The 18,863-nt window shown below is 49.5% G+C and carries 24 protein-coding genes; 17 read left to right on the top strand and 7 right to left on the bottom strand.

Going from position 1 to position 18,863, the window contains the following annotated elements; all coding sequences use genetic code 11:
* Nucleotides 1-4 precede the first annotated feature (4 nt).
* Entirely contained in the window at nucleotides 5-364 is a 360-nt protein-coding gene (locus LZ463_RS27945; protein WP_241459607.1) for a hypothetical protein, read from the bottom strand.
* Between the two features lie 57 nt (nucleotides 365-421).
* Nucleotides 422-1,015, bottom strand: coding sequence for an LPD29 domain-containing protein (locus tag LZ463_RS27940; RefSeq protein ID WP_241459606.1), 594 nt, complete (start codon nucleotides 1,013-1,015; stop codon nucleotides 422-424).
* Between the two features lie 200 nt (nucleotides 1,016-1,215).
* Here LZ463_RS27940 and LZ463_RS27935 point away from each other — a divergent pair, with 200 nt between their 5' ends.
* The 4 genes from LZ463_RS27935 to LZ463_RS27920 are packed head-to-tail and all read left to right on the top strand — an operon-like array spanning nucleotide 1,216 to nucleotide 3,684.
* Nucleotides 1,216-1,548 (top strand): hypothetical protein, encoded by a 333-nt coding sequence (locus tag LZ463_RS27935; RefSeq protein ID WP_241459605.1) that lies wholly within the window; start codon nucleotides 1,216-1,218, stop codon nucleotides 1,546-1,548.
* Between the two features lie 48 nt (nucleotides 1,549-1,596).
* The gene (locus LZ463_RS27930) at nucleotides 1,597-1,953 is read left to right on the top strand and encodes a hypothetical protein (protein ID WP_241459604.1); all 357 of its coding nucleotides are present in this window, start codon (nucleotides 1,597-1,599) and stop codon (nucleotides 1,951-1,953) included.
* Between the two features lie 58 nt (nucleotides 1,954-2,011).
* A complete protein-coding gene (locus tag LZ463_RS27925) occupies nucleotides 2,012-2,422 on the top strand; it encodes a LexA family protein (RefSeq protein WP_241459603.1) in 411 nt (136 codons plus the stop codon).
* Nucleotides 2,423-2,424: 2 nt separating this feature from the next.
* Nucleotides 2,425-3,684: a Y-family DNA polymerase gene (locus LZ463_RS27920; protein WP_241459602.1), complete on the top strand. Its 1,260-nt coding sequence runs from the start codon at nucleotides 2,425-2,427 to the stop codon at nucleotides 3,682-3,684.
* Here LZ463_RS27920 and LZ463_RS27915 read toward each other — a convergent pair.
* Together LZ463_RS27915 and LZ463_RS27910 are read right to left on the bottom strand one after the other, a co-directional pair.
* Nucleotides 3,681-3,938, bottom strand: coding sequence for a hypothetical protein (locus LZ463_RS27915; RefSeq protein ID WP_241459601.1), 258 nt, complete (start codon nucleotides 3,936-3,938; stop codon nucleotides 3,681-3,683). The genes LZ463_RS27920 and LZ463_RS27915 overlap by 4 nt on opposite strands.
* A 20-nt stretch (nucleotides 3,939-3,958) precedes the next feature.
* The gene (locus LZ463_RS27910) at nucleotides 3,959-4,276 is read right to left on the bottom strand and encodes a helix-turn-helix domain-containing protein (protein WP_241459600.1); all 318 of its coding nucleotides are present in this window, start codon (nucleotides 4,274-4,276) and stop codon (nucleotides 3,959-3,961) included.
* A 122-nt stretch (nucleotides 4,277-4,398) separates the two neighbouring features.
* Here LZ463_RS27910 and LZ463_RS27905 point away from each other — a divergent pair, with 122 nt between their 5' ends.
* From LZ463_RS27905 to LZ463_RS27855, 11 genes are all read left to right on the top strand, one after another.
* Complete coding sequence (locus tag LZ463_RS27905) at nucleotides 4,399-4,803, top strand: hypothetical protein (RefSeq protein WP_241459599.1); 405 nt, start codon at nucleotides 4,399-4,401, stop codon at nucleotides 4,801-4,803.
* A 294-nt stretch (nucleotides 4,804-5,097) separates the two neighbouring features.
* On the top strand, nucleotides 5,098-6,108 hold the full coding sequence (locus LZ463_RS27900; protein WP_241459598.1) for a hypothetical protein: 1,011 nt from the start codon (nucleotides 5,098-5,100) through the stop codon (nucleotides 6,106-6,108).
* Between the two features lie 163 nt (nucleotides 6,109-6,271).
* Nucleotides 6,272-8,869, top strand: a complete 2,598-nt coding sequence (locus tag LZ463_RS27895; RefSeq protein ID WP_241459597.1) for a type IV secretion system DNA-binding domain-containing protein — start codon at nucleotides 6,272-6,274, stop codon at nucleotides 8,867-8,869.
* 45 nt (nucleotides 8,870-8,914) lie between these two features.
* Complete coding sequence (locus LZ463_RS27890; RefSeq protein ID WP_241459596.1) at nucleotides 8,915-9,247, top strand: hypothetical protein; 333 nt, start codon at nucleotides 8,915-8,917, stop codon at nucleotides 9,245-9,247.
* Nucleotides 9,248-9,261: 14 nt separating this feature from the next.
* Nucleotides 9,262-9,441 (top strand): hypothetical protein, encoded by a 180-nt coding sequence (locus LZ463_RS27885; protein ID WP_241459595.1) that lies wholly within the window; start codon nucleotides 9,262-9,264, stop codon nucleotides 9,439-9,441.
* Nucleotides 9,438-9,971, top strand: a complete 534-nt coding sequence (locus tag LZ463_RS27880; RefSeq protein ID WP_241459594.1) for a hypothetical protein — start codon at nucleotides 9,438-9,440, stop codon at nucleotides 9,969-9,971. The genes LZ463_RS27885 and LZ463_RS27880 overlap by 4 nt, the downstream gene beginning before the upstream one ends.
* 11 nt (nucleotides 9,972-9,982) lie before the next feature.
* Nucleotides 9,983-10,576 carry a hypothetical protein gene (locus tag LZ463_RS27875; RefSeq protein WP_241459593.1) on the top strand — a complete coding sequence of 198 codons (594 nt, stop codon included), beginning with the start codon at nucleotides 9,983-9,985 and terminating at the stop codon, nucleotides 10,574-10,576.
* A gap of 2 nt (nucleotides 10,577-10,578) precedes the next feature.
* Complete coding sequence (locus LZ463_RS27870) at nucleotides 10,579-11,055, top strand: outer membrane lipoprotein (protein WP_241459592.1); 477 nt, start codon at nucleotides 10,579-10,581, stop codon at nucleotides 11,053-11,055.
* 54 nt (nucleotides 11,056-11,109) lie between these two features.
* Nucleotides 11,110-13,587: a DNA topoisomerase gene (locus LZ463_RS27865; protein WP_241459591.1), complete on the top strand. Its 2,478-nt coding sequence runs from the start codon at nucleotides 11,110-11,112 to the stop codon at nucleotides 13,585-13,587.
* Between the two features lie 12 nt (nucleotides 13,588-13,599).
* Nucleotides 13,600-14,094 (top strand): hypothetical protein, encoded by a 495-nt coding sequence (locus tag LZ463_RS27860; protein WP_241459590.1) that lies wholly within the window; start codon nucleotides 13,600-13,602, stop codon nucleotides 14,092-14,094.
* 323 nt (nucleotides 14,095-14,417) lie between these two features.
* Nucleotides 14,418-14,669, top strand: a complete 252-nt coding sequence (locus LZ463_RS27855; RefSeq protein ID WP_241459589.1) for a hypothetical protein — start codon at nucleotides 14,418-14,420, stop codon at nucleotides 14,667-14,669.
* Between the two features lie 416 nt (nucleotides 14,670-15,085).
* On the opposite strand, the gene LZ463_RS27850 is transcribed toward LZ463_RS27855, so the two are convergent.
* Nucleotides 15,086-15,427 (bottom strand): helix-turn-helix transcriptional regulator, encoded by a 342-nt coding sequence (locus tag LZ463_RS27850; RefSeq protein ID WP_241459588.1) that lies wholly within the window; start codon nucleotides 15,425-15,427, stop codon nucleotides 15,086-15,088.
* 260 nt (nucleotides 15,428-15,687) lie between these two features.
* Between LZ463_RS27850 and LZ463_RS27845 the strand changes: the two genes are divergently transcribed.
* Complete coding sequence (locus LZ463_RS27845; RefSeq protein ID WP_241459587.1) at nucleotides 15,688-15,948, top strand: hypothetical protein; 261 nt, start codon at nucleotides 15,688-15,690, stop codon at nucleotides 15,946-15,948.
* Nucleotides 15,949-15,977: 29 nt separating this feature from the next.
* Here LZ463_RS27845 and LZ463_RS27840 read toward each other — a convergent pair whose 3' ends face one another.
* Nucleotides 15,978-16,493, bottom strand: coding sequence for a hypothetical protein (locus LZ463_RS27840; RefSeq protein WP_241459586.1), 516 nt, complete (start codon nucleotides 16,491-16,493; stop codon nucleotides 15,978-15,980).
* Between the two features lie 362 nt (nucleotides 16,494-16,855).
* Between LZ463_RS27840 and LZ463_RS27835 the strand changes: the two genes are divergently transcribed.
* The gene (locus LZ463_RS27835; protein ID WP_241459585.1) at nucleotides 16,856-17,515 is read left to right on the top strand and encodes an NYN domain-containing protein; all 660 of its coding nucleotides are present in this window, start codon (nucleotides 16,856-16,858) and stop codon (nucleotides 17,513-17,515) included.
* 22 nt (nucleotides 17,516-17,537) lie between these two features.
* Here the strand turns inward: LZ463_RS27835 and LZ463_RS27830 are convergent.
* A partial coding sequence (locus LZ463_RS27830; protein WP_241459584.1) for a hypothetical protein occupies nucleotides 17,538-18,863 on the bottom strand: 1,326 nt, incomplete at its 5' end.

Raw genomic sequence — 18,863 nt, 5'->3', positions numbered from 1 at the left:
GATTTTATTTACTTAACCGAACCTTAGCAACATGTTTTGTCATTTCTGTCACAAAATCATGTAGCTCGGCTTCTGTCCAGCCGTCCATGATCGGCTTCATTTGCGCGTACAACGTGCAATAGATGCCGTCCAAGTATTCCTTTGCCGCCTGCAGGGTGGCTTTTTCTGCCTTGGTCATTTCACTGACCACATAGCCGGACACTTCAAGCAGGTTTCTTGATGCCTGGATGTCCTCGCCTTCATCAATAAGGAAAACGTCACCACGGGCCATTTCACAGCTTGCCCCATTGGCAAAACGCACAGTAGCAGTCAGCGAAAGCCGCCATTCTTCCGGGTTCACTTCGCCCACCATCTGGTGGGCCATCCCGTAAACCTCCCAATCTTGTTTAAGGAAACACTTCATAGACCAGAACTACCTTTCTTATAAAATTTCTGGCATCACAGATAAGCCGCTGCCGTTTGTCTTGCTGTAATTGTCATCATGGGTCACAAAGTACGCTGCAGCGGTCGGCGCTTTCCCTATACGCAGGCGGTCGCTGTTCTTGGCCATGAATTCCCTGATCTGCTGCACCAGGCGTAATTGCCCGTAGCTGTCAAACATGCCGGGAATGGTCACGTTCACCAGCTGGCCAGCGCGGAACTCGGCCACAGTCGCCTTTTCACGGCCTGAGTTCTGCAAATTTCCTGCATACGAACGATATACACGGTCTATAGCGCGTTGTACCGAGGCGTCGCTATATTCCCGCTTAAAACTCAAAAAGTCGGCTCCTAAGCAGATTTGCTGGCCTTGGTGCATGTGATAGATGGAACCCTGATAATCAATCGAACTGTCAAAGTATGCCGCCTTCAAGTGACCAACAACAGATTTAACCTGGTCAACATTCGGCCCATCCGTCCAGGTAATGCCCACAGTAGAGTTCTCGGACTTGACGCTGAATTTCACGCCCTGGAACGCCTCTTTAAGCGCCTTACGAATGATTTTTGCTGTTTCTGCTGTTGTCAGGAATTTAGTCATTTTCTGCCCTTGAAGTTGGTTTTCAAAATCTGATTCTTAGATTCGGTTGCCGGATCGTATTTGCTTGCTTGGTGCGGTCTTTGCCTGCTGAATCGTGAATCTGTTTCTTGAGTTCATGGCTGGCCGGTAATGCATAGATAGCGGGGCGCATAAGGCAGGAAATCAAGGGAACGTGGAATACCGGAGCCGAAGGCGAGGATATGCCGCGAAAGTCCCTTTATTTTCTGACGCGCACTGCTATCGTTTTGCATGTACGGCTAGACGTGAATTCAAGCTCACGGCCAGCAATAGAGGCCGTAACAAGCAAACCGGCGCCACAGGCGCCCACGAGCGGCCGCAGGCTGCTCCTGGTCAGTTTTGTGTCAAGCGAAGCGCTGGAGCGTAGCGGAAGGAAGCAGGGCGCTTTGCGCCGTGCGCTCTGGTGGTTTGGTGAGGTGGGTAATGATGTGTATCGCCGGAAGACGGGTTATTCCCCCTGGGGAATGTTCCGGCTGCAGGTGCATACTGATCTTTGCCTATCTCCTGGAGATTGAGCCAAATTCTTGAGGTAGAATTAATTTCCCCCACAAACAAATTGCCCCATGTTCATATTCCCTACGCACTCGCTTACCGCTAAGGTTGAAGCACATATTCACGAGCAAGTCCGCGCAGAAGCGCCTTTCCTCTATTGGGGATTTGTGATTGCAGATTTTGTCGCAAGAGCAGGAAAATACATTGCCATTGTTTCTATGTTTTTCGGTGCTGTGCTTCTACATTTATTAAAAGAGTATTTCCCTGAAGGTAGTCCCCAGTACAAAGAAGTCCTTAACCTGACTACTCATGCTTTTGTCTGGTTCTCTGTAGCATCAGTTCTTGCATATCTCTGCAGAATGAAATGGTGGACGCAATTACAGACATACGTTGAGCGTGCAACAAAAACTTTTTCATTATTGCCCTGAAAACATAGCACTTCTGCAAGCGTTGCATTACCTTCGCCCATAGACATATACTGTACTTATGTACAGTATAATTTCCGCACCCATCCCCCTGACTATGTTTGAAAGCCTGGTACCGGCAGGCTTTCCCTCGCCTGCAGCCGACCACGCCCAAAAGCGTATCGACCTGACTGAACAACTGATACTCAACATCAATTCAACATACTTGTTTCGTGTCCAGGGCGACTCTATGGAAGGGGTCGGCATATTTTCCGGTGATACGATCATCGTTGACCGGGCCATTACTCCGGCCAGTAGTAACATTGTGCTGGCCGAGGTGGACGACGAATTTACGGTTAAAAGGCTTTTCAAGCGCGGCCAGGTGATACGCCTGCTGGCTGAGAACCCCAAATACCCGCCTCTTGAGTTCCAGGATGGCCAGGAATTACGCATCTGGGGGGTTGTGACATACAACCTGCGTAAGCTGTACTGATCATGCTTTACCTGGCCTTAGTGGACTGCAATAATTTTTACGTCAGCTGCGAACGTGTCTTCAATCCACGCCTCAGAAACAAGCCGGTTATTGTCCTGTCAAATAACGATGGCTGTGCTGTGAGCCGGTCAAACGAAGCAAAAGCCCTGGGCGTCAAGATGGGCGTGCCTCTCTACCAAATCCGGGACCTGGTGAAGAAGCACGACATCCAGGTACTGTCATCAAACTACGCTTTGTATGCCGATATGTCCAACCGCGTCATGAACATCCTGGCCAGCTATTCACCGATACAAGAGATTTACAGCATCGATGAAAGTTTTCTTGATTTGACCGGCTTCAGCAACATAAGAGCGCTGGCCGGGGAGATGCGCCAGCGCGTTTTGCAGGAAACCGGCATCCCTGTCTGTGTCGGCATAGGCCCGACAAAGACACTTGCCAAACTCAGCAACTATGTAGCCAAAAGGCACCCAAAATCTAAAGGTGTGTTCAGCATCAATGAGCTGACAGCAAGCCAGGCTAACAGCGTGTTTGAAAACATCGGCATCGAGGAGGTTTGGGGCATCGGTCGCAGGCTGACTGCCTCGCTGACGGCCAGCGGCATCTACACCGTGGCCCAGCTGCGCCAGGCCGACATTGCCAGCATGCGAGCCAAGTATGGCGTTGTGATGGCAAAACTTATCCGTGAGTTACGCGGCGAAAGCTGCGTGAGCATGGAAGAGGTCGCACCGGCGAAGAAACAAATCATCAATAGCCGGTCATTCGGTCACGCTGTAGCGGCCATTGAAGATCTGCAAGACGCACTGGCTCACTTCGTGAGCAACGCGGCTTTGAAGCTACGACAGCAAAACTCACTGGCAGGGATGCTGCAGGTCATCGTCATGACTGATCGTTTCCGGGAAGATCAGCCACAGTATCACCCTTGCATTACAGTACCACTGATAACACCAACGGCCAGCACGACCGAGCTGCAAAAGTGGGCGCTGTGTGGCCTGAGTCAAATCTACCGAGAGGGATTCCAGTACAAAAAGGCCGGTGTCATCCTTACCGGCATTGTCCCGGCTGATTTTCACCAGGGCGACTTATTTGCCTGTCAGACAGCAGCGCCGGGCTTAATGGAGGTGATGGATAAAATAAATGCGAGGTACGGCAAGGGGACATTGAAACTGTCGCAGGATGGGTCACGCATGGCCTGGGCAATGCGCCAGGAGCGAAAATCACCGGCATACACTACTGACTGGCAACAACTGCCAATATGCAGTTAATTTGATATGAAATCGTAGTCCACTTGTGAACTGTTGTCTTGTCTATACGTGACGACATCTACATCAAGTTGATACTTTCGGATTAGTTCCTCATCCAGTTGGTAAAGCTCTTTCCAAACTGCATCCTGATCTTGTGATGCTGCCTCACAGTTTGCATTTAATTCTTGAGCCAGGCGCATACCTTCGGTATTAGGCTCACCATCAATGAACTCAGGGGCAACAATAACAAAGCAGACGATAATCCTTTCCATCATGTTTCCCCTGGGTGTTGGTTTTATTCTTCGGAATTTTTTTTGCCGTATGGTTCTAAACCATGCAGCAGTGCTGCGCAAGCCAATGCTGTCCTCTTGTCGATCACTACAGCCTTGCCTGAATTTCGCGATATACCTCTACTCATATCTTGAAAAGTAGCAATCGAAATACCCAGCGCATCTGCTGCTTCTTTCTGTGTTTCAAATCCGGCTTCTTTTTGCCATCTTCGTATATCGCGTGGGGTCATAAGGTCTTTTTTTAGCAACTTCTTTTTTAGCCTGTATTTTCTTTTCCTGGCCTTGGCCAGACCCGCATTATACCGATTGGTTTTTTTCATCATCGCTGTTTTTCTCGTATGTAAATAACTCATTATGATGTATTATCTGAATTGAAATAACTCATTGTGAGTTATTCAGAATATCATCAGTTTCGATGAGAGGTAACAACAGAGAGGAAATTTATATGCGCAAAACAGTTATAGGTCTTATTGCAATAACAATTGCTACTTCTGCGATTGCACAAGTTTTCATCAAGAAAACTGAGGCTGAAGCAAAACAAGCTTGGCCACTGCAAAGCGAATGTCAGACATGTCGGCTGGTATTAATCGACCTGGAGCCAATTTATAAAAGGCTATGTGGCCGAAACATCAGCGACGCAGAAACACCATTCCTGCTTGGTCAGATGCCTATTAAACGGATGGTGTCTATACGGGAAAAAGAACAGCTTATAAAGCTCAGGGATGCTGAATTGAATCTGCACGAAGCAGACCTTGTGACTTATCGCATAAATAGCAAACGAATGAAGTGCGTGAGCCAGGAAGAAGTGGCAGGCATTACTTCAGATAGGCCTCAAGCGCCGACTGAATAACATCAGTCTCACTTACGTGGTGCCCGGACTGGAGAGTGTCCTCTGCCGCTCTGAGCTTAATTCTAAACAATAAGTCAACCGGCAGATTTACGAACTTTCCCCTTTGCTCTACTGCAGTTCCGGGCTTTACAGGGATTGTTTTCTTATTAACCATATTTTTGATTTTCATTGTGTAATAGTTACTATTATTTACATCTATTTTTATATATTTATATATAAAAAATATCATGATTGATATTATCTTAAACACAATAATAAATACAGATTTTCGTTCTCAAACATAAGGAAAAATTTATGAAAAGCAACAATGGTAAGTTTGCTGCGCACTTGCCAGTCGTCTATGACTGGCAAAAACTGATCACACCTGGTCATGTCTGGATAGCCAGGTTTAACAAGTACATCCCTATCCGGGCATGGATAGCGGCGGTCTTGTTCCTGGCACTGTTCAATCATGACCTGTTTTCATCCGGCACCATCCTACAGGCCAGACTACAGGACTACAAAAAAGAACCGGCTGGATGGTTCGCAAAAATGATCTTGTCACCGTTCAATTCTCTACACAGCGCCGTGGTTGATAGCCCCGAGGACATCATGCGCAAAAATCCAGCTCCTGAGCTGGATACCAGCAAGTACCAGGAAATCAGCCAGGCTGCATTAAAGCCGTACTACGATGCCCAGCGCAGTGACCCTATGAGTCTGCAAACGACGATTGCCGGCATGCGTGCTGAAGGTGGCAGGAATGAGGCCAGTTGGCGTCAGTTGGTCATGGCCGAGGTGGATGCCATGAACAAGGACGGCAAGATTGACGGCATTATTCCGCTCGTCCCCTTGGGCAAGATCAATCAGCCCTGGTACCCCGATCTGGCCACATCCGAAAGCCCGGTGCACAAGCTGGGCAAGGATGGCGTCTTGTGGGTTGGTGCAGTCATCACCGACAAAGCAGACGGAAAAATCAAACCTGTACTTGGCGTCATTCGCAAAATGAAAGACGGCAAACATCGATACTTCAACGTCAAGCCGTCCGGCAATTTTTTCACATTATCAGGTAGCCAGGTTATCAACCTGACAGACATCCCGCGCCAGGTTGCGGCTGACTTCCCTGAACTCGTGGCACCACCAAAACCAACACCAGCAAAGCCGGTTCCTGGTGCAACTGGTGACACATCGGTAAAGACTACGCAGGCCGGTGATGGAAACAGCCAGTACGAGACCAACGACAACACAGGCCCAACGCCCTTGCGTCAGAGACAGCCACAGACACAATCGCCGGATTTCTTCGGCAAAGCCATGAATGGAGGTAAATAATATGATTCAATCACTCGGCTATATGCTCGGCGCTATCGTCGCCAGCATCATTTTTGCAGTGACCACCATAGTGACACTGCCCTATCTGTACCGGAGCAATTTCATTGCAAACCTGATCAATATGGGATTCAGTCTGATCAGAACACTGATCAGTCCTATCTACATGGTACTGCGCCGGATATTCCTGACCATCCCTGCAGCGCATCAAATTGTTTCTAAGGTAAGCGACTGGCTGGACGCTAAAATCAGTGCAGACAAGCTTGAAAGTGATTTTAATCGTCGTTACGGGCAGGACAAGGACGCCCTGACAAGGGGCGATCTGCTTGCAGCAGCGGAGGAGCGCTACCCTTCTGCGCGGTTTCCTTGGCTGTATCGCTCATTGGCCAGCATTCCCGAAGATATGCAGCGTCCTGTCATCATCGATGGCCGTCTGCCTGGAGGCCTAACGACCTACGAAAACATAGCGGCCAAGTATGCCGACAAAATCACCGTAGCCAAGGCCAAGAAATACGCGATCATCGGCGCTACATTCTGGTCACTGGTATTTTTTGTCTTCATGTTTGGCTTGACGACTTTGATGCAGGTCTCAGCCCTGGAAAAGACTCCCCTTGGCTCTGGTGTAGCAAGGCAGCAGATACATAGCCTGCCTGCGTATGGCGACATCTGGTCACCAGATGAAGCAAAAGAGCTGGCAGCTGACCTGAAGTCAAGGGCTGAAACCGCAGCAGCAGCAGGTAACAGCGTGGAAGCAACACAGCGCCGGTTTGCAGTCATCACCAGCGGCCACGGCATCACAACGAGTATTGCCCTGTTCTTCCTGGTCTTCTTTGCCTCCTGGAGGGCAACTGTCAGGGCAGCTTGCCAGGACGCAGCAGAACCATTTTCACGGGTGAACAAAGAAGAGACTGTACGCTTCAAGCATCGTATTGATGAGCGTTTGATTTCAGAAACAGCCCACAAGTTGGAATTAGAGACTCTGGACTACGACGATACACCACTGATCAGGTTAGGACAGGCCAGTGGCACATTTGAAGCTCGTGGCTCTTTGTCTGCACCTAAACGCGAAGCAACAATGCAAATGTCCCTGATGGACATGGGCAAACACGTCATTATTACGGGTGCAACCGGTGGCGGTAAAAGCCGGTCTGTACTGCTTCCAAAAACTAGTCAATTGCTCGCCTTACGCGGAGAGGCAAAATTACAAGGTCATCCTGAGCGCTATAGCTTTTACTGCACAGATGCGAAAGGTGTCTTGTGGCAGGACATATACAAGCTGATATTGAAGGCACCCGGAAATCAAGCTGAAGATGTCCGCATTATTGGTATCAAACCAGACGAATACGGGGTTGATCTACTCGATGGTATTCATCCCCGTGTCATGGCAGATACCCTGTCTTGTTGCATAAAACAGGTCTATAAGTCAGAAGGGCCCGACTTTTGGGAAAGGTCTGCTTCTGATGTAATCCGCAGCCTGGCATTGATCTGTGCCGCCTGGGAACAGACAGAGGATGGTTTGCAATATGCCAACGAGCAAAACGAACGCCCCTACTCATTGACCACCATTTTCAAGCTGGCGCAGTCTTCCTGGTCAATGAAAAAGGATGATGAGGCACTGATTTGGCGTGCGATGAAAGAAGTCAATACCGACATCCTGCGCCGCTATGATGACCCGAATGACGAAGGCTTTATTGGTATCGAGGTTGAAGAAATCGAAGACGCCATAGGGTACTTCTTACATTCCTGGAACGAATTAGCAGAGGATACAAGATCATCTGTTGGTGCTCACATCAATATTGCTCTTGGTGGTTTCAGTCATAACATGGAACTGCGTAGATCGTTCGGCAATGGTGGTTTTGATAAACGTCAGAACGGTCGAATGATCAGTATTGGCCAAGCATGGGGCAGTATCTTCCTGTTGAACATTCCTACATCGAAAACAGGTGCTGCAGGTCGATTGGTCAATATTTTCCTCAAAACACTCTTCTACACCGAGGCACGTGACCGTCAAGTTGCGTATACCAATCAGTTTGGCCCTGACGCCGTAGCACTGGAAAAAGTCCAGCGCATCTTTTTTATAGCTGATGAATTTCAAGAGCTGGTGTCCGTAGATGCGTCTGGTGAATCAGATAGTAGCTTCTGGAACGTCGCCCGTTCCACAGGGACAAGCGGCATCGTCGCCGTACAAAGTCATAACGGCCTGGTCAAGCAAATAGGTGAAGCAGAGACAAACAATCTGCTTAACCAGTTCCGCACATCAATCATGCTGCTCCTGGAAGACAACAGCTCTGTTGAAATGGCCGTCAAACGCGCCGGTACTACCCTTCGCAGCTATACCTATGAGAATGATCACCATGAATCTTACGCAATGATGGTGATGGAAAACAGAGAGGACATTTTGATGCGCGGTGCCTACCGCTACAGCGACGAGTCAGCGGCGGTCTGCAACAGTTTGCTTGACATCCTCTATGTCTGGTTCCCGATTCAGTTTGTCAAAAAGAGCCTATTCGATATCGATTACCGCTTTGTCATTGGTAGTGCATTCAACATTAACGACCCTACAGCAGGCACAACCCAATACACCGAAAGCCTTAAAGCTGCCACATGGCGAGCTGAAGACCGACTCAGCCGCTACATGTCAGAGGGTAATAACGAAGTTCCACTGCTTAAGCAAAGCGACATCACTTCCCTGGGCAGCAGCTATGCCGTGATGTACGTGCAACGGGCAGGCGGTGTCCGCATGGATATCGTCAAGATTCAATAAACAATTTTCACCATCATTTTTCTAACTACTTAAAGAGGTAACACCATGGCAAATCCAGATGAATTCCTGCGCGACGATCAAAAAAAGGCACGCGACAAAGCGAAGAATACCAATGTGACGAATGCATTTCATGACAGAGGTTCAATGATCGATAAGAACATGAGCCGGTCACAAGACTTTGAAGCAAAGCAGGAAACACAGAAGAAACAAAACAGCATTGTTCAGTCTGACGAAAAACTGAAGGCCAGCAAGGCCAAAAGCAGCCAGCAAAGCAACACGCTGAATCAGCAACTGAACAAAGCCCAAACCGCCAAGGAAGCGACAAAAACGCAATCTGCAACACAGTCAGAACAGGAAAAGAAATCTAAATCCATGTAGCCAGGTGCCGCTCTATGAAGCTGAAACGAGCGCCAACCCAAGACGACGCGCAAAAGCGGGCCAGCTCGAAAGAGCGGCACAAAAAAATTGCAGAGCGTATCAGCTCTGGAATGCGCATAGCGAAAGCTGAGCGCGTCAAGGCTACCGACGATGTAGTGATATCGAAAGAAGATAAAAAGGACGGTACAGAATGAAAAAACTACTTTGCATCATGATCGCAGCCAGCCTGGCAGGCTGCGTTACCACTGGCGATGGCAGTACAACGGTCAACCCGTTGAACTCCATCATGAACCGGTTCACCCCTCAGAAGACCCCGGCTCAGAAGATGGCGTATGACAGAGACCAGGCCTCACTGGTGAACCTGATCAAAATCCTGCCTGTGACAGCGCCTGACGGTCGGGGCATTGGCTTTGCCCAGGTATCGACCGTTACCACTCCCCAGCCTGATTACCCGCTGCTGCCTGCCGGTGTCAAGGATGGCATCAATATCCCCCTGCCTGCCTCGGAGATAGCCAACAACAGCGAAACCATGCGTTTGCTGGCTCGTCAGGTCGGGACGTTTGTGTCTGGCATGCCTACCCGGCCTGTCGTCGTCCTGGGCGCACCAGAGCAGACAGCGGCGGTGCTTGGCCGTGAAATTGAGGTGTTCAGCCGCAACACAGCCCAGGTTAAAACGGTGGTGACTGAGGCCAACAAAGCATTTATGACAATTTATCTCCAATAAGGACAAAGATCATGAAGAAAATACTCCTTTCCCTGGCACTGCTCCCGGTCGCTGCAATGGCATTCACTGGTCAGAAAAAATGCCCGACTGACCCAGCCGCAGCTTCCGGCGCTGCGGCTTCGTGCGTGTCGTCGGCCAAGGCCACAGCGGACGCAGACAAAAAACCCACACCAGAGCCAGCAAAAGCACCAGCGCCAGCTTCTACACCAGCTGCGACCCCGGCCAAGGTCGCAGCCTCTGCTTCTGCGTCTGGCACTGCAAAAGCAGCGGTACCAGCTCCCGCCCCTGCTCCGGCTCCAGCGTCCACGCCTGCAACCGTCAAAGCTGCAGCACCGGCACCAGTGCCGGTACCAGCACAGGCGGCTGCTCCCGCACCGTCCACAAGCACAGCTTCACCAGCTGAGACAGCAGCGGCCAAGAAGCAAGAAAAACTGGCAAAAGGAAAGACTGGCAAGAAGGTTGATGAAAAGGCCGCTAAGCCCGAGGTCGTCGCAGTGGCTACCCCTGCACCACCGACCCCGGAAAAACTCGACAGCGACTATGCCAAGAGCCTGGTAGAGGCATTTCGCCGTGCCTCTGGCCCTGCAGCATTGATAGCGAGGTAAAAATGCGCAAAACAGGTCTTTTACTGCTCCTGGTCCTGTCTGCATCCGGTTGTGTGACTGTCAACCAGGGCAATCCTGGCCAGGTCAGCAATATCCGCACTGGCGGCTTTAACGACCAGGTGCAGGAATACGGCTACATCCAGGACATGCGCCGTGTCACCGTACAGAAGCAAGGACAGGCCAGCGCTGCCGGTGCGGTCGTCGGTGGCATCACCGGCGCGGCCATCGGCAACCAGATCGGCAAAGGTAACGGCAAAAAGCTTAGTACCGTAGCCGGTGCTGTGGCTGGCGCTGCGGTCGGCAATGCTATTGCCGAGCAAAACGCACGGGTCAATGTGCCAGGCGTGGAGATAGTTGTCAGGTTGCGTAACAACGACCTGGTGACTGTCACCCAAGAGCTGGCCAACGACAATTTCTATGTCGGCCAGGCTGTGAAGGTTGTCTATCGGCAAAACATTGCCTTTGTGGCTCCGATCTGAAGCCAGGCGCTTCATTAAACCGGCTTCCGAGCCGGTTTTTTCTTAGGAATGAATATGGAACAAATACTGTGTATCGCTGAAAAAATGAGCCTGGCCGAAGCTGCGGCCAAGGTGTTTGCGGAAAATATGGGCGTCAAAGCCGAATTCGATTGGACAACAGAGGCCAAGTCCAAGCAGTTTAACCAGGTCGGCAACATCAAGTTTGTATGGCTGGATGGCCATGCCTTTGAAAATGCCATGCCTGACCATTACTTGCCCGATAGCATCCCCAAAAACAGCAAGGGGTCTAAGGTCTGGCGCTCCGAGGATTTACCCATAGTCCCGGACAAATGGGAAATTCTGCCCAAAGAGCAAAAAACACGCCGGTTAGCCATGGTGGAAGAGGCGCTGAAGAATGTCAGCCAGGTGTACCACATGGGTGACCCCGACGAAGAAGGCCAAGTATTAGTCGATGAATGCCTGCTGTATTACGGCTATAAAGGGCCGGTAAAGCGCATCCTGATCAACGACTACAACACCAGCAAGGTAAAAGCTGCCCTGGACAACATCCGGGACAATTCCGAGCCTATGTTTCGCTCCTGGTATATGTGGGGCCTGGCCAGAAGTCACTATGACTGGCTGCTGGGCTTGAATGCCACGCGTGCTATGACCTTACGCGGTCGGCAGCTGGGTATAGACGGCCTGCTGCCGGTCGGCAGCGTACAAACGCCCCTGCTGTATGTCGTGCGTGAACGTGACCGGGTAATTGAAAATTTTAAGCCAGTCCCCTATTACACGATTTCCGCCATGCTCAAGCATGAGAATGGCAGCTTCCGCGCCAACTGGAAAGCCAAGGAAAACCAGACCGGGCTTGACCCGGAGGACAGGCTGATTGATGCAAGCGTCGCAAACAGCCTGGCAGAGCGCCTTACAGGCCAGGCCGGGGCGATCACGGCCTATACCAAGACCAAGAAGCAGACTAAAGCACCTTTACCCCTGTCCATGAATGAATTGCAAATGGACGGTTTCAGCAAGTACGGATATAGCGGAACACAGGTCTTAGAAGCCGGTCAAAAGCTGTACGAAATTTACAAGGTGATGAGCTATCCCAGGAGTGATAACCGCTATCTGTCTGAAGCCCAGCATGCAGAGGCACCGGCAGTCATGGCCGCAGTATTCAAACTGCGGCCAGATCTCGCCAGTCTGGCGGCGGATCTCGATATCAAACGCAAGTCTGACGCCTTCAATGACAAGAAGATGGAAGGCACACCGCATCACGGCATAGTGCCATCAGTGCCGGAAGCAGAAATTGACATGAGCAAGTGGTCAGACGTTGAAAAAAATGTCTATGAGCTGGTAGTCCGTAGTTACCTGGCACAGTTTGCCGCACCGTATGAGTATCACCAGACCAGCATCGAGGCCGAGCTGGGCGGCGAGACCTTCACAGCCAGCGGTCGCACCCCTATCGCCCAGGGCTGGAAAGCCATCTATGCAGAAGTCGAAGACGAGGAAAAATCCGAGGAAGAGACAGACAGCAGCAAGCAAACCTTGCCAGTCGTAGCCAAGGGCGACGCTTTCAAATGTGATAAGTGCGAGGTCGCCAACAGGAAAACCAAAGCGCCGCCACGCTTTGACGACAAGATGCTGATTGATTGCATGATGAACATACACAAGTATGTGACCGACGAAAAGGCGCGTAAGCGACTGAAAGAAGGGGACGGCATCGGCACCACGGCCACGCGGGCGCCAATGATTCAGGACATGAAAGACCGGCAGTTATTCATCCCTGTGAAAGAGGGTTCTGCCAAATTGATGACATCAGCTGCAGCCAGAGCGCTGATTGATGCCCTGCCTATGGATGTCAAAGACCCGGCACAAGCCGGTGTCTTCAAAGCCTCGCTTGATCGCGTAGCGAAATCAAGCAATCCAGACGCCGCCTATACGGCTTTTATGAACGAGACAGTGGAATGGGTGAAACAGGTTGTAGAACAGGCTAAATCGGTCTCTATGGCCGTTCCTGTCGCTCCTGGAGAGGAATGCCCGGTCTGCAAGCAAGGGCGTCTGCGCCGCAAGGAAGGCAAGGACGGTTTTTTCTGGGGCTGCTCACGCTGGAACGCTGAAATTCCCTGTAAAGCGACTTACCCAGACAAAGCAGGCAAGCCGAATTTTGACGCACCGGCTAAGTCTGCAGCAGCAGTACATAGCTGCCCCAACTGCAAGACTGGCCAGCTCCGCAAAGTACCAGGAAAAACAGCCGGGCAATTTTTCTGGGGTTGTACCAATTTCTACAGCACTGACAACCAGTGCAAGACCAGCTTTCCAGATGTCGGCGGCAAACCGAACATGGTAAAGGCACCGGCTAAAGCATCACCGGCAGTGCATAGCTGCCCCAACTGCAAGTCTGGCCAGCTCCGCAAAGTACCAAGCAAAACAGCGGGTCAGTTTTTTTGGGGTTGTACCAATTTCTACAGCACTGATAATCCGTGCAAGAGCAGTTTTCCTGACCTGGGCGACAAGCCAAACTTTGCATCAGCAAAAAAATCTGCAATCTAATGAGGTGAATTTATGAGTTCATTTAATGAAGAAAGTAAGTTTGAAGAAGCGATTGCTGAACGCGCAAGTGCCAGGCGCTTCGGTACTGATCAACAAAAATCCATGTCTGACAAGGACATGGCAACTGCTGATGCCGCGGACTTCTCAAAGTTGAAGAATGATGATTTGAAGCGCTTCGCAAGTTCTGAGATTGCCTCAAACATGCGTGATTTCCCCGGTTACAAAAAGGAACTGGACTCTGCCGCTCCTGGTTTATCTGACGAAGCCACAAGGTATGACAAGAAAAACGAAGCGATGATTTGGGCAAAGGAAAGCAGAAAACAACATGACGCGCAAATTATGGAACAGCAGTTTAAGTTCTCCGAGTCCGGGTCAGATAAAGCGAAGGCCCGTAGCGAGAAATTGAGTAGCAAAATGGCCTCTCAGATGGGTAGCGCCAAGACGGCCAAAGAAAACTCTGCCACGGCGTCTGAAACTGAAAAGCCCAAGCTACAGGCCAGCAAATGAAACCCTCGCTTGCCTGGATACTTACCTACGCTGCCAATGTCGTGATGGCTGTTATGAGCCTGACCTTCATCATATGGGATGCACCCCTGTGGTGCTATTTCATTAGTTTTTTTCTGGCATTGTTTTCGTGCATGGGAATGTCTTACTTCATGCCGTATGTTTTCGACGGCCCACAGAGTGAGCCAGGTATTTCAAGGGGTAAGCGTAGGTGGCGGGATTCCCAGCTTGGGCAATAAGACTTATCCACGGTTCAGGCTTGGTCAATGTATAGACCATGAATGCCTGGGCGGTGGGTAAGTTGCTATCAATTTCGGAGACTTCAAATGTCTGAAAAGCTTTCAAAGGAGGAAGTACAGGAACTGAATAATGCCTTGACTGGCGATAACGGGCTACAGCTCGCTATCGACTCCGGCCATGTAAAGACCCTTGATGATGTCTTGCAAGCCGTCTCGATGCGATCTGAAGCCATAGAAAACCAGTTGGCCGCTGCTGGTGTCATTACTCAGCAAAGTAACCGGCGCTGGCGCTTGGTTTTTGATAAAAGAAGGCATTGGCAGCTATTGCGCCGGGACTAATCGGCACTGGCCGCGTCAGTTAAAAGCATCTTGCATGGGCATGTTTGTATGTAAATACACAAACATGCCCTTTTTGTTTGTTCATTCAAACAAACACATTAGCCCTACCTTTTTGGCCACGCAGACCAAAGTAAGTCGCTCAGTCGCTGATTTGCATTGAGTAGGTCAGCAAAAAACACCCCCTGCATTTGGTCAATTGACCAGGTGACATATTCACGATTTCCGCACTTGGCTATCAAGTGACCGTTCAAACAATACCAGATGGTATCCATGACTTTCTCCTATGAAGTAGAGGAAGAATTCCCCTGCCTCAATAGTTCTGTCACGACTGCCGTCAGTGTAAAAAATGCTTGTTTTTTATTCGAAAAAAAAGCGGCACCTGGCCGCTTTTTAATTTGTTTTCCATATCTGATATTCTATTTTTTTTCGCTTCCAACTGCCGTTACATTGGCACGGAGCCAATTTTTAAAGGTTTCCATTTCCCACTTTGGACTATTCCCTATTCTGATGTCTGGAGGGGGAAAACTTATTGTCCCTTCAGTTAAGTTAGTCGCCCTGTCCAAAGCAGTTGCACTAACACCAAATAATTTTCCTGCAACAAGCCCTTGAAGTGATGAATGCCCCCCTGCAGTGCTGCCTGAACCATTGCGCACCCATCTGTCAAATGTGCTTCTCGCTACGCCCAGGCGGGTGCAAATGTCTTCAATGCCTAATAATGTTGCTTGTCCTGATGCAATACGATCAACTATATCACCCATGATAACCTCCGAAAATGTAACCCACACATAGGATTTTGCGTTTAAAAGCTACATGAATGACACAATACACTAAAATGGGACAATACGGTTAATTCGAGCAAAGATGATTAATTGTGTCCTTTTTTTCCCACATGTTTCCTATTTAAAACTTACCCTACGCAGAAGGGGATTTATGTCAAATAACCCTGCATATTCGCTTGTCCTTGCGTCGCAATATATATAGTATTGCGACTCAATAAAATCATTTTGTGGTGCAAAACATGGAAAGTGTCAATATCGCGACAGCAAAAGCCCTGGTCAAGTCATCTGGCATTACCAGGGCAGTGATAGAGTGCTTTGATGGACGGCGCTGGGCGATTGTGCTGCGTGGCTCGGCAGAGTTCTATCTGAAGTCCGAGCGCAAGAACCCGAAGCCGTTTGTAAAGCTGGAGACGGCGCTGGCCGAGATCCATGCCCTGGGCCTGCGCCAGGCGGAGATTGAATTCAGGAAGTGGCAGCCGGAGCAAAAAACGATTGAATGATACGTGCCTGGTGTAATGCAGGCGGCACTTTAAATTAAGTCGATATCATCTGCACCGACCTGGACTAAGCGGCCCCGCAAGGCTGCATAGGCTATGTCATTTGGCTTGTCTTTATAAATGCTCTCGATGACCTGGATAGGATTCAGTATCAGGACATAATGAAAATCACCAGCCAGGCCAGGCTTGCTTTGAATAAAACCCAACTCCTCCAGCTTGCGCATGCGTGATTTCCAGACTGACTCTGCTCTAGGGCCACTAAACCCGGATTCGTATGCAAATTCTTTCGGGTTTCTTACTTCAACAAAACCTTCGTCATAAACCCAGCACCACAAAGTCAGGTAAGTAGTCGAGGTTGGAAATCCCTTGCCTGATAGAGTATCTTGAATCCTGCCTATCAGATTCATTGTCCTGGGGATGGTTGTAAACCCTGTGCGCTGGGTACGTAACCAAAGTGACTCATCCGTTACATCCGGCCACATGCGCTCACGAAGCAGCTTCCTTCGCTCGGAAGCTGATTTTTTAGGTTCTTTTTTGGCGGAGTTCACTATTTTAGTGTTGATATAAGGTGAATAATTACTAAATTAAAGCACATTTTTCGCTTAGATTACACATTTTAAATGTGACTTTACAAAGTGAACTGACATTATATATTGTCACGACCTATATATAAATCAATGATTTAAAGATGTTTACGTGCTCCTGTGCTCGGTGCTCGGTTCTCGGTACTATGTGCCATGTGATCAGATGCGCATTAAATGCGCTCTCGTTATCATAAGCGCTCATACCCCTATTCGCTTCGGTGAATGGGCGCGGAGTTACCTAGTAACTCCTGCATCTATATCCCTAATCGCCTCGGTGGTTAGGTGCGAAGCCGCCGCAAGGCGGCTTCTGCTTTTCATGAGGTTATATGGCCACAACGAGCACAGTAAAGCCCAGAACACGAGTGTATGTAGATGCGTTTAATCTCTACTATGGCTCTCTCAAGGGAACCAATTATAAATGGCTCGATCTTGAAAAATTGTGTGGCTTTTTATTGCCAAACAATGACATAACGGCAATCCACTATTTCACTGCCAAGGTATCTGCCAGACCAAATGATCCGCAACAACCGGTTCGGCAACAAACTTATCTTCGAGCATTGGCGACTCTCCCTAAAGTCCAAACTACCTTTGGTCACTACCTTTCCCATACTGTATCGATGCCATTGGCAGCGCCAATAATTGACAATGCAGGTCGTACCCACAGATATGCCAAAGTAATCAAAACAGAAGAAAAAGGCTCTGATGTGAATCTTGCCGTGCAGCTCCTGCATGATGCACACCAAAATTTATTTGATGTGGCAGTAATCATTTCGAATGATTCCGATCTTGTGGGGCCGATAAAAATTATCAAAGCTACGATGGGTAAAACGGTGGGTGTTTTGAATCCACAAAAAAATGCTAGCAATACGATCAAAAGAGAAGTTGATTTTTATAAGCCTATTCGTACCGGCGTTCTCACTAACAGTCAATTTCCTTCTTCTCTTATTGATTCTGTCGGTACTTTTACAAAACCTGCTGGCTGGTAAAAATTGCTGATGCCAACAGGGATTAAAGCCTTGTTTTCTTGATTTGCTCATCCATTTTTTTCTCCGCAGCCTTTGATTCAGATTTCTGGTCAACTTTTAACTTATCACCCTTCTCCAGCTTAGCCGCAAACAGCTTTTCTTTGAGTGCCGGTGTCATCGGCATGACAAAGGTCTTGCGGTGCTCCTGGTGATGTTTGGCGCTGTCCTTCTCGACGACTTCAAAGCTGGCGTACTCTTCTGTGCTGCCGGTGTACTCCAGTTCTACGCCGGTCGGCAATTCTGACATGGACGATATTTCTATGGCGTCCTTGGCCTCTTCTTCCTTATCGTGCTGAGTCTCTTTATTAATGGTGTCAAGGCGTCTTTGCTCTGCTGCCGCAAATGCCTTGGTCGCGTCCTCCTTGGCTTCTATCTGTTGTTGCTCGATGTCGGCTTTAATCGCGTCAAGGCGCGTTCTGTCAGCCTCGGTGACACTGAGCCTTTCCAGGTCATCTAAACTGCCCTGCTTGCCCTGTATGGCCCTCTGAGCCATAAAGTCTTTGTATATCTCCACGCTGGGTTTTTCATGTTCCTGCTTCAGGTCTGCTTTAAGTTCCCTTGCCTCCTGAGAGATTGCCTTGATACCTGCTGTGCGCTCCTGGGAATTTTCCGCAGTCTTCCTCACTTCGTCTTTGCTGGACCTGGCGGCGGCGTCTATGGCCGCTTTAGCGGCCTTGTAGGCGGCGTCCCGGTCCTTTCGGAACTCTGCATAGGCTGCTACCAGCTCTTTGTCCTGGGCCAGGTCTTTGTCAGGTGCCTTGAGTGAGTACACGTTTTTCATCTGTTCGCTGTAGCACTCCTTCATGTAAGGCAAGGCTTCTGTTTTGTAGCTCATGCCCATCTTTTTAGTGAGAAATGCGCCGACATCCATAGTTTGTTTGCCGACCTGGATACGGTCGCTGCCGTCATCAGCTTTCACAACAGGATACAGGTCTGCTTGCAGACCGTGTGTTTTTGTAAGCCGGTCGATGACCCGGCCAGCCTGCAAGTTTTGTTTCATTTCCCGGTATGTGGCGTCATTCGCGGCGCTGGCCAGCACGGCCTGGCTGTTGTGGTCAGCGATCAGCTGCGACACCAGCGAGTCGTCCTTACGCGCGGTTTCGCTCCATGCCTTGCCGTTGGCCGTAAACTCTTTGGTGCCAGTTTGTGACAGCGATTCCACCATAGTCTGATAAGAGGACTTACCAGCTGATGCAGCAAATTTTTCTTCAGAGTAGAAAAGGGTTACTTCTTCTTTATGCCTGGTCTCGGCCACATAGATATTTTCTGCGTTCATGATAGGGTTAGCCAGTACCAGCGCCTTATCTAC

This window comes from Undibacterium paludis (assembly GCF_022568815.1).
Lineage (GTDB): Bacteria > Pseudomonadota > Gammaproteobacteria > Burkholderiales > Burkholderiaceae_D > Undibacterium.
The sequence above is the reverse complement of the archived record's forward strand: the minus strand, read 5'-3'. Positions and strand labels throughout refer to the sequence as shown.